The sequence below is a fragment of the Citrobacter sp. CK188 genome (assembly GCF_030333525.1).
GTDB lineage: Bacteria > Pseudomonadota > Gammaproteobacteria > Enterobacterales > Enterobacteriaceae > Citrobacter_B > Citrobacter_B koseri.
In genome coordinates, this window is record NZ_JAOWFU010000029.1 from 1,108,140 (window position 1) to 1,121,503 (window position 13,364).

The window sequence follows — 13,364 nt, forward strand, 5'->3', positions numbered from 1 at the left end:
AAGACGCCGGAATGATCACAGACGGTTTTTCCAGACAGTTTGTACGTTGCAAAACTCATGCAGGCCAAAATGGGAGAGCTCGCGACCAAAGCCGCTTTTCTTCACGCCGCCAAATGCCACTCGCGGATCGCTGGCGCTGTATCCATTGATAAACACCCCGCCGCATTCCAGGCGTGATGCCATCTCCTGAGCCAGTGCATCACGCGCAGTGAACAGCGTCGCCGACAACCCAAAGTCGCTGTCATTAGCCAGTTGCAAGGCATGTTCGGCGTTCTTCGCCACGGTAATCGCCGCCACGGGCCCAAACAACTCCTGACGAAACGCCGTCATCTCAGGCGTCACATCGCCCAGAACCGTAACGGCATAATAGTTGCCTTCCCCGGCGAGCTTCTCACCGCCCAGTAATAAACGCGCGCCTTCTGCTATTGATGCCTCCACTTGCTGATGCAGCTCATCCCGTAGATCAAAACGCGCCATAGGACCGAGATCGTTCTCTTCCGCCAGCGGATCGCCCATTTTCAATGCGCTGGCGGCGGCAACAAACCGTTCAGTAAATTCCCCGGCAATCCCCTCTTCAACAATAAAGCGCTTCGCCGCCGCGCATACCTGCCCGGTATTTTGATAGCGACCGGCGACAGCGGCTTTAACAGCCAGATCCAGGTCGGCATCGTTAAGAACGATAAACGGATCGGAACCGCCCAGTTCAAGCACGCATTTTTTCAGCGCAGCCCCGGCCTGCGCGCCAATCGCGGCCCCGGCACGCACGCTGCCCGTTACCGTCACGGCGGCAATACGGGGATCGTTAATCATCTGGCTAACGCCGTCGTTACTGGCATTTACCCAGCCATAAACGCCCGCCGGAATATCGGCATCGGCGAAGATCTGCGCAATACGTTCAGCGCAACCGATCACATTCGGCGCATGTTTTAGTAAATAGCCGTTACCCGCCAGCAGGATGGGAATCGCCCCGCGTAATACCTGCCAGAGCGGAAAGTTCCACGGCATGACCGCCAGTATTGTCCCCAGCGGACGATATGCAATCACCGCCTGCTGATTTTCCACCAGCGTCGGTTCCGGGTTAAGCATCGCGGGGCCATGTTCTGCATACCAGTCACAGAGCGCCGCAGATTTCGCCACCTCGGCGCACGCCTGCCGGATCGGTTTTCCCATCTCACGGGAAATACTGTGCGCCATCTCGTCTGTACGGTTACGCAGCGCTTGCCCGATATCGCGAAGTTTCTGCGCCCGGTATGCCACCGTCGTGCGTTTCCATTCCTCAAATCCACGGGCAGCCAGAGTGAGTGCATTTTCAATATCATCAGCGCTGGCCCACGGCATCATCGCCAGCGTTTCACCGGTTGTCGGATCCACGGAAATCGCATGTGTAGCAGGTGTCATTGTCATCGGTTTGTCTCTCTACGTTGCGGGATATGCCTGCATAATGGGCGCATTTACTCTTTCTGAAAAATGAATAATATTAAGCACTGCGTTCACAAAAAGAGAAAACTATGGATCTGACTCAGCTGGAAATGTTCAATGCCGTGGCCGAAACTGGCAGTATTACGCAGGCGGCGGCGAAGGTGCATCGCGTCCCGTCGAACCTCACTACGCGAATCCGCCAGCTTGAGGCCGATCTTGGCGTGGATCTGTTTATTCGTGAAAGTCAGCGGCTGCGCCTTTCGCCCGCCGGACATAACTTTCTGCGCTACAGCCAGCAGATCCTGGCGCTGGTTGATGAAGCGCGAATGGTGGTTGCTGGTGATGAACCTCAGGGACTGTTTTCACTCGGCGCACTGGAAAGCACCGCAGCGGTACGCATCCCGGCCACGCTTGCCGGGTACAATCAGCGTTACCCCAAAATTCAGTTCGCCCTCTCTACCGGGCCTTCCGGGACAATGCTCGAAGGCGTTCTGGAAGGCAGACTTAACGCAGCGTTTGTTGATGGCCCGATTACTCATCCGGGTCTTGAAGGTATGTCGGTATACCGTGAAGAGATGATGATTGTCGCCCCTCATGGGCATTCCCCCGTACGGCGGGCAAAAGACGTGAATGGCAGCAATATCTACGCCTTTCGCGCAAACTGCTCTTATCGCCGTCACTTTGAAAGCTGGTTTCATGCCGATCGCGCGATGCCCGGCACCATTCATGAAATGGAGTCGTACCACGGCATGCTGGCGTGCGTTATCGCCGGAGCGGGCATCGCGCTGATCCCTCGTACCATGCTGGAAAGTATGCCCGGGCATCATCAGGTCGAAGCCTGGCCGTTGAGCGAAGAGTGGCGATGGCTGGACACCTGGCTTGTGTGGCGTCGCGGGGCAATGACCCGTCAACTGGACGCGTTTATCGCCCTGCTGAATCCGTCCCCGCAGCCATAGCATTATCCTATGGGTTTGGGGCTACGCCTGCCGGGAGAAGCGTTTTATACTGCGTAAGACGAAAACGGATATGGAACAGTCATGAACACCAAAGCGCGTAAAGTGATGATCATTGGGGCAGGTAATGTTGGCGCATCAGCAGCTTACGCTCTGCTCAATCAGAATATTTGTGAAGAACTGATTCTGGTCGATTTGAACAGAGATCGTTCGGAAGGCCATGCTTTGGATCTCGCCGACGCAGCGGCCTATATGCCGGGGATGATGACCATTTCCACCCGGGAGGCGCGTGAATGCGCCGATGTCGATATCGCCGTGATTACCGTTTCCGGCGGCGCATTAAAACCTGGGCAAACACGGCTTGATGAGCTGAACAACACTGCGCGGATTGTACAAAAGATCGTGCCGGAAATGATGGATGGCGGCTTTAACGGCATCTTTCTTATCGCCACCAATCCTTGCGATATCATTACCTGGCAGGTATGGACGCTATCAGGCCTGCCGCGCAGCCAGGTAATCGGCACCGGCGTCTGGCTGGATACCACCCGTTTGCGGCGCGCGCTGGCGCAGGAACTGGATATCGGCGCGCAAAGCATCGATGCCTTTATTCTGGGGGAGCATGGCGATACGCAATTCCCGGTCTGGTCCCACTCCTCCGTCTACGGTTCTCCGATTGCGGATGTTTATCAACGCCGTACGGGTAAAATCCTGGACGTCGAGGCGATGGCGGAAAAAGTGCGCAAACATGGGTTTGAAATCTATAACCGCAAAGGCTGCACTGAATATGGTATTGCCGGAACCATTGCGGAAATTTGCCGGAACGTCTTCACCGGAAGCCATCGGGCGCTGGCCATCTCCTGCGTACTGGAGGGGGAATACGGCGTTGACGGCGTCGCCATCGGCGTACCGGCGGTGCTGACTCAAAGCGGTGTTCAACAAATTATCGAATTACAGTTAGCCGATGATGAGCTGGCGAAATTCAGATACTCCGCCGAAGTCATCAAAGCGAATATCGCAAAACTCCCCTGAATACGGTGTCCGGGATGATTTCCATACCCGGACGCTATTCCGTTTGTTTCATCAATCGGCTCATCAACGATAATGAGACATACATCACAAAATGATTGTATTTTCGCCAGCAAACGTTTTAAGATCGTGACCTCGCCTTTTCGCAACTAACCCGATTTACTCTTATGACAACAAACACTGTTTCCCGCAAGGTCGCGTGGCTACGGGTAGTTACGCTTGCTATTGCCGCTTTTATTTTCAATACCACAGAGTTTGTCCCTGTTGGCTTACTGTCGGACATCGCCCGGAGTTTTGCTATGCCGACCGCGCAGGTCGGGATTATGCTGACGATCTATGCCTGGGTTGTGGCGCTGATGTCGTTGCCCTTTATGTTGCTGACCAGTCAGGTTGAGCGGCGTAAGCTGCTAATCTGCCTGTTTGTTCTCTTCATTGCCAGCCATGTGCTCTCCTTCCTGGCATGGAATTTTACCGTGCTGGTGATCAGCCGCATCGGGATCGCATTTGCACACGCCGTCTTCTGGTCTATTACCGCTTCGCTGGCCATTCGCCTTGCGCCGCCAGGCAAACGTGCGCAGGCACTGAGTCTGATCGCCACCGGAACCGCGCTGGCGATGGTGTTGGGGCTGCCTATCGGGCGTATCGTTGGTCAATACTTCGGCTGGCGAACAACGTTCTTCGCCATTGGTATAGGGGCGTTAATCACGCTGGTATGCCTGATCAAACTGCTGCCGAAATTGCCCAGCGAACATTCTGGGTCACTAAAAAGCCTGCCGCTGCTGTTCCGTCGCCCGGCGCTAATGAGTATTTATTTACTGACGGTCGTGGTGGTCACCGCACACTATACGGCATACAGCTATATTGAACCGTTTGTACAAACGGTGGCGGGTCTGAGCGCAAACTTTGCCACGGTATTACTGCTGATCCTCGGCGGCGCCGGGATTATCGGCAGCGTGGTATTCGGCAAACTGGGTAATCAGTACGCCTCGCCGCTTATCAGCATTGCCATTATGCTGCTGGTGATTTGCCTGATGCTCCTGCTGCCCGCAGCAGACAGCGAAAGCCATCTTGCCGTGCTGAGTATTTTCTGGGGCATCGCCATTATGGTGATAGGCCTGGGGATGCAGGTGAAAGTCCTGGCACTGGCGCCGGACGCCACCGATGTGGCAATGGCGCTGTTCTCAGGCATTTTTAATATTGGCATTGGCGCTGGCGCATTGGTGGGGAATCAGGTGAGTTTACACTGGTCGATGTCCACTATTGGCTACGTCGGCGCAGTGCCAGCCCTGGCGGCGCTGGTGTGGTCGATCATTATCTTTCGCCGCTGGCCTGTTTCGCTGGAAGAGCAGCCGCAGCATTGAGGATAAGTTCTCCCCGACTGAATACTACTGAGACTTTCGGGGGGAATCCTTACTTAATGGTAAGTCTTAATAATTTCCAGCACGCCGTTAATGATAAACTGCACGCCCATACAGACCAGTAAGAAGCCCATCAGGCGGGAAATAGCTTCAATTCCCCCCTTGCCGACCAGGCGCATAATCGCCCCTGAGCTGCGCAGAGAACCCCACAGAATCACTGACACCGCCAGAAAAATAAGCGGTGGCGCCACCAGAATAACCCAGCCGGGAAAATCGACGCCGTGACGTACGGTAGAGGCCGAACTGATGATCATCGCGATCGTCCCCGGCCCTGCGGTGCTCGGCATCGCCAGCGGAACAAAAGCGATATTGGCGGAAGGCTCATCCTCCAGCTCTTCTGACTTGCTTTTCGCCTCCGGCGATTCGTGCGCCTTCTGCTGCGGGAACAACATCCGAAAGCCGATAAAGGCGACAATCAGCCCACCCGCAATGCGCAAACCGGGGATGGAAATTCCAAAGGTGTTCATCACCAGTTGACCGGCGTAATACGCAACCATCATGATGGCGAACACATACACGGAGGCCATCAGCGACTGACGGTTACGCTCCGCGCTGTTCATATTACCGGCCAGGCCTAAAAACAACGCCACCGTGGTTAGCGGGTTCGCCAAAGGCAGCAGGACAACCAGCCCAAGCCCTATCGCTTTAAACAAATCCATCATAATGCCATCTCTTCCCCATCAAGCTCGTTGTAAGCGGCAAGTATAAAGGGAAAACGCGGCGTTTCGCCATTAAGCATTCATTATGTCGAATAAGCATAACCAGTAATTATTATTAATAAATTACCCCGTGATGCAGCCCCTGCACTGACGCGTTTTAGCAAATCGTGGCATCCCCTTATTCATTCGATTGACTTATATTTGCCTGGGCAATAGTATCTGCCGTGACTAACTACTTGCCGGGGCAACCATTGTGAAAAGCACCAGTGACCTATTCAACGAAATCATCCCGCTGGGTCGCTTGATCTACATGGTCAATCAGAAAAAAGATCGTCTGTTGAACGACTATCTGTCGCCGCTGGATATCACCGCATCGCAGTTTAAGGTGCTCTGTTCTATCCGTTGCGCGGTATGCATTACCCCGGTCGAGCTGAAGAAAGTGCTGTCTGTCGATCTCGGCGCATTGACGCGCATGCTTGATCGGCTGGTCTGTAAAGGCTGGATCGAAAGACTGCCAAATCCACATGACAAACGCGGCGTGCTGGTGAAACTCACCGAACACGGCGCGGCAATTTGTGAGCAATGTCATCAGTTAGTAGGACAAGACCTGCACCAGGAACTAACAAAAAACTTAACGGCGGATGAAGTGGCAACACTTGAGCTTTTGCTTAAGAAAATCCTGCCGTAAACAGAAAGAGGTATGACGATGTCCAGACGCAATACTGACGCTATTACCATTCATAGCATTTTGGACTGGATCGAAGATAACCTGGAATCGCCGCTCTCACTGGAAAAAGTGTCAGAGCGTTCAGGTTACTCCAAATGGCACCTGCAACGGATGTTTAAAAAAGAGACCGGTCACTCATTAGGCCAGTACATCCGCAGTCGCAAAATGACTGAAATAGCCCAGAAATTAAAAGAAAGTAACGAACCGATCCTGTACCTGGCGGAACGTTATGGCTTTGAGTCACAGCAGACGCTGACCCGGACATTTAAAAACTATTTCGACGTTCCACCGCATAAGTACCGTATTACCAATATGCATGGCGAATCCCGGTATTTGCATCCACTCAACCATTGTAATTGCTAATCGCCTGTTAATGACGTAATCGAGGAAATCATGAAATCTCTGTCTTCCGCAATGCTGGCTGTGCTGCTTGTCGTCTCTGGCCCAAGCATTGCGGAGCAAACCGCACAACCTGGAACACAAAATAATCGCGATGCGATGGTCATGCCGTCTGCGCATGATCAGTCGCCATTCGATTTCAATCATATGGGTGCGGGAAGCGATAAATCCGACGAATTAGGCGTACCGTATTACAACGGACACAGCCTGTAATTCGTTTTTGCCCCGCCACTGCGGGGCTTTTTTTATCCCCTTACCTGCGCCGCTTTGCGCAGCCGAAAACCAAACACGTTGATGTACAAACCCGCCATAATCAGCACCGCGCCAAGAAACTGTAACCCGGTAAGCGTCTCATTGAGCAACACGGCCGCGCTGGCCAACCCCACGACCGGCACCAGCAAAGACAGCGGCGCCACGCGCCAGGTTTCATAGCGTCCGAGCAACGTTCCCCAGATCCCGTAACCGACAATCGTGGCGACAAACGCCAGATACACCAGCGATAAAATCGTCGTCATATCAATCGCGATCAGGCTCTGAACCATCTGCGCAGAACCGTCCAGAATCAAAGAGGCCAGAAAGAAGGGAATAATCGGGATCAGCGCACTCCAGACCACCAGCGACATCACCGCCGGGCGAGTGGCATGTTGCATGATCTTCTTATTGAAAATATTCCCGCACGCCCAGCAGAACGCCGCCGCCAGCGTTAACATAAACCCGAGCATCGCAATATGTTGCCCATTGAGGCTGGCTTCTATCAGCAGCAGAACGCCAAACACCGCCAGCGCGATACCGGCCACCTGTTTGCCCTGCAAGCGCTCGCCGAACGCAAACGCGCCCAGTACGATGGTAAAAAACGCCTGCGCCTGTAGCACCAGTGACGCCAGCCCGGCAGGCATTCCGAATTTAATCGCACAAAAGAGAAACGCGAATTGACCAAAACTGATGGTCAGGCCGTAGCCGAGTAACAGCGACAGCGGGATTTTCGGGCGCGCAACGAAGAAGATGGCCGGAAACGCGACCAGCAAAAAACGTAATCCCGCCAGCATCAGCGGCGGCATATTGTGCAGCCCGACTTTGATGACGACAAAGTTAAGCCCCCACACCACCACGACCAGTAACGCCAATAACCCGTCTTTACGCGACATACCACGGCCCCTGCAAATATTAAATTTTTGTAAACAAGTTAAGTTAACGGAAATCATCGCCCCGGAACAGATCATTAATTCAGGTAGGGTGGGATGAGCATTTTCGAACAACATCCCGGGTATACATCACACTTTTGCCGTGCTATTGCTTTAAATCACCAATAAATATAATGAAACGCATTGTCGGGCAGGAAAATGAACACAACGCTGAGACGCTCCACCCTCGCTTTACTCGCCTCATCACTGTTATTGACCATTGGGCGCGGCGCCACGCTTCCTTTCATGACGATCTATCTTAACCGCCAGTACGATCTGAGCGTCGATCTGATCGGCTATGCCATGACGGTAGCGTTAACCATCGGCGTGATTTTCAGCCTGGGTTTCGGCATCCTCGCGGATAAGTTCGATAAAAAGCGCTATATGCTTCTGGCAATTTCGGCGTTCTTGCTGGGCTTTATCGCCATCCCCCTGGTGCACAGCGTCACGCTGGTGGTGCTGCTTTTCGCCCTGATAAACTGCGCCTACTCCGTCTTTGCCACCGTGTTGAAAGCCTGGTTTGCCGACAATCTTTCCGCCACAACCAGGAGCAAAATATTTTCCCTCAACTATACCGTGCTCAATATTGGCTGGACCGTCGGGCCGCCGCTTGGCACCCTGCTGGTCATGCAAAGCATCAACCTGCCGTTCTGGCTTGCGGCCATTTGCTCTGCTTTCCCGCTGGTGTTTATCCAGACCTGGGTGAAGCGCGCAGAGACGCCCGTTGAAGGAACAACGGCGTCAGTCTGGTCGCCATCTGTGCTGTTACGCGATAAAGCCCTGCTCTGGTTTACCCTGTCGGCCTTCCTGGCGTCATTTGTCAGCGGCGCGTTCGCCTCATGTATTTCCCAGTATGTCATGGTCGTCGCGAACGGTAATTTTGCCGAAAAAGTGGTGGCTGTCGTACTCCCCGTCAACGCGGCGATTGTCGTCAGTCTGCAATATGCCGTAGGCCGTCGGTTAACGACCGCAAATATCAGACCCTTGATGGCGGCCGGCACAATCTGTTTCGTGGCTGGGCTGGTTGGTTTTATGATTTCAGGAAACAGCCTGTTGCTCTGGGGGCTCTCCGCCGCCGTATTCACCATTGGCGAGGTTATTTATGCCCCGGGCGAATATATGCTGATCGATAACATTGCTCCGGCGGGGATGAAAGCAAGCTACTTCTCAGCGCAGTCGCTTGGCTGGCTCGGCGCGGCGGTCAACCCGCTGGTCAGCGGCGTGATCCTCACCACCTTGCCCGCCTGGTCCCTGTTTGCGGTGCTGATCGTTGCGATTATTCTTGCCTGGGCGCTGATGCTAAAAGGGATGCGGGCCAGACCCTGGGGGCAGCCCGCAATGTGCTGACGGCACGCCAGACTGTGCCGGATAACGTCCGGTGCAGTCCCGGAACTCAGATCGCGACCAGCCCGCGAACGCCCTCCGCTTCCATATTCTCGCCCCTGCCGCTCTGAATAATGCTTCCCCGCGACATCAGTAAGTAGTGATCCGCCAGTTGGGCGGCAAAATCATAGAACTGCTCCACCAGCAAAATCGCCATATCCCCCTGACGCGCCAGATGTGAAATCACCTGCCCAATCTCTTTGATCACCGACGGCTGTATCCCTTCGGTCGGTTCATCCAGAATTAACAGCTGAGGACGGCAGGCCAGCGCCCGGCCAATTGCCAGCTGCTGCTGTTGCCCCCCGGAAAGATCGCCCCCTCGCCGGTGCTTCATCTCTTTAAGCACCGGGAAAAGCGCGTAAATATCATCCGGCACCTGTTTTGCATCGCGGGCGGAAAAACGCGACAGCCCCAACAGCAGGTTTTCTTCTACCGTCAGGCGAGGAAAAATCTCCCGCCCTTGCGGCACATAGGCGACACCAGCCCGCACGCGCTGATGCGGTTTACGCTGGGTGATGTTCTTCCCCTGCCAGATCACATTGCCGGTGCGTGCCGGGATTAACCCCATCAGACACTTCAGTAAGGTGGTTTTTCCCACGCCGTTACGCCCAAGCAAACAGGTTACTTCGCCAATGCGGGCCTCAAAACTTACCCCGCGCAGGATATGACTGCCGCCGTAATATTGATTCAGTTCATTCACCTGTAACATCCGTCCTCCCTATCGCCCGAGGTAAACTTCAATAACCTGTTCATTGGCCTGGACGTCGCGCAGGCTCCCTTCCGCCAGCACGCGCCCCTGATGCAAAACGGTAACATGGTCGGCAATGGTTTCGACAAACCCCATGTCATGCTCCACCACCATCAGCGAGTGTTTCCCCGCCAGAGTGCGAAACAGCTCAGCGGTATACTCCGTTTCCGCGTCCGTCATCCCCGCCGCAGGTTCATCCAGCAACAGCAGGTGCGGCTCCTGTACCAGCAGCATACCGATTTCCAGAAACTGCTTTTGTCCGTGCGAAAGCAGCCCGGCGCGACGCCCACGCTCCGCGCCCAGACGCAATAACCCGAGCATCTCGTCAATGCGATCCCGCTGTTCGCCCGAGAGGCGCGCTCTTAACGTGGCCCAGACGGATTTATCCTCTTTCATCGCCAGTTCCAGATTCTCCTCCACCGTCAGGGCCTCAAACACGGTCGGTTTCTGAAATTTACGCCCAATGCCCTGGCGGGCAATCGCAATAGGATCGAGCGAAGTTAAGTCCGTGGACTGATCGTAAATCGCGCGTCCGCTTTGCGGCCGGGTTTTACCGGTAATCACATCCATTAAGGTGGTTTTTCCGGCGCCATTAGGGCCAATAACGCAGCGCAATTCCCCTACGCCAATGTTCAGGGTTAAATCCGTCAGCGCCTGGAAGCCGTCGAAATTGACGTTGATCCCTTCCAGTTGCAGAACCGGGTCTGTTTGATCGCGAAAACGATCCCCCGGCAACTGGCGGGTAAAAAGTCCGTCATCCGGTTGCATCATTTTTCTCCTTTGCGAAACAGACCAATGACGCCGCGCGGTAAAAACAGCGTAACGCCAATAAAGATCAGGCCGAGAAACAGCTGCCAGTACTCCGGCATAATCACCGTAAACAGACTTTTAGCGCCGTTCACCAGCACTGCGCCAAACACCGGGCCAATTAAGGTGCCGCGCCCGCCCAGCGCGACCCAGATGGCCGCTTCAATAGAGTTGGTCGGCGACATTTCGCTGGGGTTAATGATGCCGACCTGAGGAACGTACAGAGCGCCCGCCAGACCGCACAGAACAGCGGAGAGCGTCCATACCAGCAGTTTGAAGCCACGCGGATCGTACCCACAAAACATCAGGCGATTTTCCGCATCGCGCACGGCGGTCAGAACGCGGCCAAACTTACTGCGTGCAAGGAGATACCCCAGACACAGCGCCAGCACCAGTAATATGACGGTCGCGAGAAACAGCACAACGCGCGTGGAGGTCGCCGCAACAGGAAAGCCCAGCAACGTGGTAAACCCCGTAAACCCGTTATTGCCGCCAAACCCGGTTTCGTTACGGAAAAACAGCAGCATGCCTGCGAACGTCAGCGCCTGGGTCATAATGGAAAAATAGACGCCTTTGATTTTTGAGCGAAAGGCAAAATAGCCGAACACCAGCGCCAGCAGTCCCGGAACCAGCACGACCAGCAGCATCGCCCAGGCGAAGTGCTGCGTTCCCCACCAGAACCACGGTAATTCACTCCAGGAGAGGAAAGACATAAACGCGGGAAGTCCGTCGCCAGAAGCCTGACGCATCAGATACATTCCCATCGCATACCCGCCCAGCGCGAAGAAAATACCGTGCCCCAGCGACAGCATCCCGGCATAACCCCACACCAGATCCAGCGCCACAGCGACAATGGCGTAACAGAGGATCTTCCCGGCCAGCGTTAACACCCAGACCGGGACAGCCAGCGGGTGATCCGCAGGCAGCAGCGCCAGAAAAGGCAGAATCAGCAGCGCCGCCAGCAGGCAAAGGCCAAAAACCTGGACAGTACGCGGCGCTCTACGCGCCAGTGTTAATGTCATTGGCATGGTCATTAATCAATAACCCTCCCTTTCAGCGCAAACAATCCCTGAGGCCGTTTCTGGATAAACAGAACGATCGCAATCAGAATGACGATTTTGCCCAGCACCGCGCCCATTTGCGGTTCCAGAATCTTATTGAAGATACCCAACCCAAATGCGGCGGCCACGCTTCCCGCCAGTTGTCCGACGCCACCGAGCACCACCACTAAAAATGAATCAATAATGTATCCCTGACCCAGTTCCGGCCCGACGTTGCCCAGTTGCGACAAGGCCACGCCGCCCAATCCGGCGATCCCCGACCCGAGGCCAAACGCCAGCATGTCCACGCGTCCCGTCGGCACGCCGCAACACGCCGCCATACTGCGGTTCTGCGTTACCGCGCGAACGCGCATCCCAAGGCGGGTTTTATTCAGCAATAGCCAGGTGAAAAACAGCACCAGCATGGCGAACCCCAGCACCACGATACGGTTCCAGGGCAACGTCAGGTTGGCATAGACCTGCACCCCGCCAGAAAGCCACGCAGGGTTGGCAACCTCCAGGTTTTGCGCGCCAAAGGTCATGCGTACCAGTTGGATCAGCATCAGGCTAATCCCCCAGGTCGCCAGCAGCGTTTCGAGAGGACGACCATAAAGATGGCGAATAATGCCGCGCTCCAGCGCCATTCCAGTTCCGGCAGCGATCAGGAAGGCAACCGGCAACGCCACAACGGGATAAAACGCCAGCCACTGTGGCATGAACTGCCCCATAAACTGCTGAACCATCCATGTGCTGTACGCGCCAAGCATCAGCATTTCACCGTGCGCCATATTGATTACGCCCAGTAATCCATAGGTGATCGCCAGCCCCAGGGCCGCCAGCAGCAGAATCGATCCCAGCGACAGCCCCATAAATGCCTGCCCCAGGAGATCGCCAATCACCATCCGCTGCGCGATTGCGTTCAGGCTTTCTGTCGCGGCCTCGCGAACACGCGCATCCGGTTCATGTTCAGCATCCGTAAAGGGTTGCAGGCGTGATTGCGTTTCCGGGTCGCCCGACTGCCCCAGTAAGACAATCGCCTGACGCCGGACGTCAGCGGAAGGACTCACCAGTTGCAGGTTAGCCAGCGCAATCTCCAGACGTGATGTCACTTCGCTTTCCGTTTCCTGCGCCAGCCGCTGCTGTAAAAGCGGCAGCATCGCGGGCGTGGCCTCCCGCTGTAACAGGCTGGCGGCAGCGGCTCTTTCCGTGACATTGTCACTTAATAGTTGATGCGTGGCTAACGCCCCGCTGACCAGGTTTCGCAGACGGTTAGTCAGACGAACCTTTTTCAGTTCGCCATCGGGCGCGGCGACAGCGCCAAGCGGCAGAACCTGCGTACCCTGCCGAATGAAAGCGTGTTTTGCGCTATCAGTCAGCACATTCTCACGCGCTAATGCGTTCAACAAAGGCAAACGCTGCGCCTCAGGCGTGATGGCCCATTGTTCTAATAACGTCGCCTGTTGCGCCCGGCTGGCGCCAACAAACACATCGGCATCGGTTGCCTGCACGATCCACGGCACCAGCCACGTCATTAGCAACACACCCCGAATAAAGCGCATGGCTTTCATGAAAGTGTTCTCCAGAATGTGCCCTCCCGCAGGAGG

The 13,364-nt window shown here is 55.2% G+C and carries 14 protein-coding genes; 7 read left to right on the top strand and 7 right to left on the bottom strand.

The window, feature by feature from the left end; genetic code table 11:
• Positions 1 to 15: 15 nt before the first annotated feature.
• Positions 16 to 1,404, bottom strand: a complete 1,389-nt coding sequence (sad, locus tag OGV67_RS10665) for a succinate-semialdehyde dehydrogenase (RefSeq protein WP_115614801.1) — start codon at positions 1,402 to 1,404, stop codon at positions 16 to 18.
• A gap of 104 nt (positions 1,405 to 1,508) precedes the next feature.
• Here sad and ptrR point away from each other — a divergent pair, with 104 nt between their 5' ends.
• From ptrR to OGV67_RS10680, 3 genes are all read left to right on the top strand, one after another.
• A complete protein-coding gene (gene ptrR / locus OGV67_RS10670) occupies positions 1,509 to 2,375 on the top strand; it encodes a putrescine utilization regulator PtrR (RefSeq protein ID WP_115614802.1) in 867 nt (288 codons plus the stop codon).
• 81 nt (positions 2,376 to 2,456) lie between these two features.
• Complete coding sequence (locus OGV67_RS10675; protein WP_049011690.1) at positions 2,457 to 3,401, top strand: L-lactate dehydrogenase; 945 nt, start codon at positions 2,457 to 2,459, stop codon at positions 3,399 to 3,401.
• 164 nt (positions 3,402 to 3,565) lie between these two features.
• Complete coding sequence (locus OGV67_RS10680) at positions 3,566 to 4,759, top strand: sugar transporter (protein ID WP_012132421.1); 1,194 nt, start codon at positions 3,566 to 3,568, stop codon at positions 4,757 to 4,759.
• Positions 4,760 to 4,812: 53 nt separating this feature from the next.
• On the opposite strand, the gene OGV67_RS10685 is transcribed toward OGV67_RS10680, so the two are convergent.
• A complete protein-coding gene (locus OGV67_RS10685) occupies positions 4,813 to 5,478 on the bottom strand; it encodes a MarC family NAAT transporter (protein WP_012132423.1) in 666 nt (221 codons plus the stop codon).
• A gap of 250 nt (positions 5,479 to 5,728) precedes the next feature.
• Here OGV67_RS10685 and marR point away from each other — a divergent pair, with 250 nt between their 5' ends.
• Genes marR through marB form a run of 3 tightly spaced genes read left to right on the top strand, consistent with a single transcriptional unit; the run spans position 5,729 to position 6,814 of the window.
• Positions 5,729 to 6,163 (top strand): multiple antibiotic resistance transcriptional regulator MarR, encoded by a 435-nt coding sequence (marR, locus tag OGV67_RS10690; RefSeq protein WP_012132424.1) that lies wholly within the window; start codon positions 5,729 to 5,731, stop codon positions 6,161 to 6,163.
• Between the two features lie 18 nt (positions 6,164 to 6,181).
• Complete coding sequence (marA, locus tag OGV67_RS10695; protein ID WP_024130339.1) at positions 6,182 to 6,565, top strand: MDR efflux pump AcrAB transcriptional activator MarA; 384 nt, start codon at positions 6,182 to 6,184, stop codon at positions 6,563 to 6,565.
• A 30-nt stretch (positions 6,566 to 6,595) separates the two neighbouring features.
• Entirely contained in the window at positions 6,596 to 6,814 is a 219-nt protein-coding gene (gene marB, locus OGV67_RS10700) for a multiple antibiotic resistance protein MarB (protein WP_110494266.1), read from the top strand.
• Positions 6,815 to 6,846: 32 nt separating this feature from the next.
• Here the strand turns inward: marB and eamA are convergent, their stop codons facing one another.
• Positions 6,847 to 7,746, bottom strand: coding sequence for an O-acetylserine/cysteine exporter (gene eamA, locus OGV67_RS10705; RefSeq protein ID WP_047457143.1), 900 nt, complete (start codon positions 7,744 to 7,746; stop codon positions 6,847 to 6,849).
• A 195-nt stretch (positions 7,747 to 7,941) separates the two neighbouring features.
• Between eamA and ydeE the strand changes: the two genes are divergently transcribed.
• A complete protein-coding gene (ydeE, locus tag OGV67_RS10710; protein WP_047457146.1) occupies positions 7,942 to 9,129 on the top strand; it encodes an efflux MFS transporter YdeE in 1,188 nt (395 codons plus the stop codon).
• Positions 9,130 to 9,175: 46 nt separating this feature from the next.
• On the opposite strand, the gene urtE is transcribed toward ydeE, so the two are convergent.
• The 4 genes from urtE to urtB are packed head-to-tail and all read right to left on the bottom strand — an operon-like array spanning position 9,176 to position 13,328.
• Complete coding sequence (urtE, locus tag OGV67_RS10715) at positions 9,176 to 9,874, bottom strand: urea ABC transporter ATP-binding subunit UrtE (RefSeq protein WP_012132431.1); 699 nt, start codon at positions 9,872 to 9,874, stop codon at positions 9,176 to 9,178.
• A gap of 9 nt (positions 9,875 to 9,883) precedes the next feature.
• Complete coding sequence (gene urtD, locus OGV67_RS10720; protein WP_024130341.1) at positions 9,884 to 10,681, bottom strand: urea ABC transporter ATP-binding protein UrtD; 798 nt, start codon at positions 10,679 to 10,681, stop codon at positions 9,884 to 9,886.
• Positions 10,681 to 11,754 (bottom strand): urea ABC transporter permease subunit UrtC, encoded by a 1,074-nt coding sequence (urtC, locus tag OGV67_RS10725; RefSeq protein ID WP_115614803.1) that lies wholly within the window; start codon positions 11,752 to 11,754, stop codon positions 10,681 to 10,683. Before urtC ends, urtD begins: the two co-directional genes overlap by 1 nt.
• Complete coding sequence (urtB, locus tag OGV67_RS10730; protein ID WP_012132434.1) at positions 11,754 to 13,328, bottom strand: urea ABC transporter permease subunit UrtB; 1,575 nt, start codon at positions 13,326 to 13,328, stop codon at positions 11,754 to 11,756. The genes urtC and urtB overlap by 1 nt, the downstream gene beginning before the upstream one ends.
• Between the last annotated feature and the right edge of the window lie 36 nt (positions 13,329 to 13,364).